At 64.7% G+C, this 1,279-nt stretch carries 1 protein-coding gene; it reads left to right on the plus strand.

Features of this window, described 5'->3' with window-relative positions; translation table 11 throughout:
* The coding region (locus VZ95_RS19645) for a RecQ family ATP-dependent DNA helicase (protein WP_045777370.1) at positions 1 to 1,279 on the plus strand (1,279 nt) is incomplete at both ends.

Genomic DNA, 1,279 nt, shown 5'->3' on the forward strand with positions numbered 1-1,279 from the left:
TGCGCGATTGTCGTCTCGCCCTTGATCGCCCTCATTCAAGATCAAGTCGCGGCGCTGCGGGAAGCTGGGGTCGCCGCGGCGGGGCTGCATTCGGGCCAAGAGCCCGCCGAACAGCGCGAGATTTTGCGCAAGCTTGCCGATGGCACGCTCGATCTTCTCTACATCGCCCCCGAACGCATCCAAACGCCCGCGTTTCTCGAAGCCGCCGACCACGCCCGCCTCGCGCTGTTTGCCATTGACGAGGCCCATTGCGTTTCCCAATGGGGTCATGATTTCCGCCCCGATTATCGGGCGCTCACGCTGCTGCACGAGCGCTGGCCGTGGGTGCCGCGCATCGCGCTAACCGCGACCGCCGATCCACCGACCCAAGCCGATATTATCCGGCAGTTGAAGCTGGAAGCGGCGCGCCACTTCGTCATGTCCTTCGACCGCCCCAATATCACTTACCGGGTGGTCGGCAAGCAGGACCCGAAGCGGCAGTTGCTCACCTTCATCAAGGACGAACACGCGGGCGACGCCGGCATCGTTTATTGCAGCACGCGCAAGCGGGTGGATGAAATCGCCGCTTGGCTGAAGGACCAGGGGATCAGCGCCTTGCCCTATCATGCGGGGCTCGATTCGAAAGTGCGCGAAGCCCATCAAACCCGCTTCCTGCGCGACGAGGGTGTGGTGATGGTGGCGACCATCGCCTTCGGCATGGGCATCGATAAGCCCAATGTGCGCTTTGTCGCCCATCTCGATTTGCCAAAAAGCATCGAGGCCTATTATCAGGAGACGGGGCGCGCCGGGCGCGACGGGCTGCCCGCGACCGCCTGGATGGCCTATGGGTTGCAAGACGTGGTGATGCAGCGCGGGCGGCTCGATGCCTCCACCGCGCCCGAGGATCACAAGCTGCGCGAGCGCGGCAAGCTCGATGCGATGCTGGCCTATTGCGAGACCGCCGAGTGCCGCCGCACCTTCCTGCTGCGCCAGTTAGGCGAGGATCTGCCCAAACCCTGCGGCAACTGCGATATCTGTCACGCGCCGGTGGAAACCTGGGACGCGACGGAGGCGGCGCGCAAGGCCATGTCGGCGATCTACCGCACCGGCCAGCGCTTCGGGGCCGAGCATCTGATTACCGTGTTGCGCGGCGAGCGCACCGATAAGGTGGCGGAACATGGTCACGACCGGCTGAAGGTTTTTGGCGTCGGCAGCGATCTGGGGAAGGATGCGTGGCGCTCGGTGTTACGGCAGCTTCTCGCCATCGGCTTCGTCACCGCCGACCCGGAAGCCTATGGCG

The sequence above is a fragment of the Elstera litoralis genome (assembly GCF_000963705.1).
GTDB lineage: Bacteria > Pseudomonadota > Alphaproteobacteria > Elsterales > Elsteraceae > Elstera > Elstera litoralis.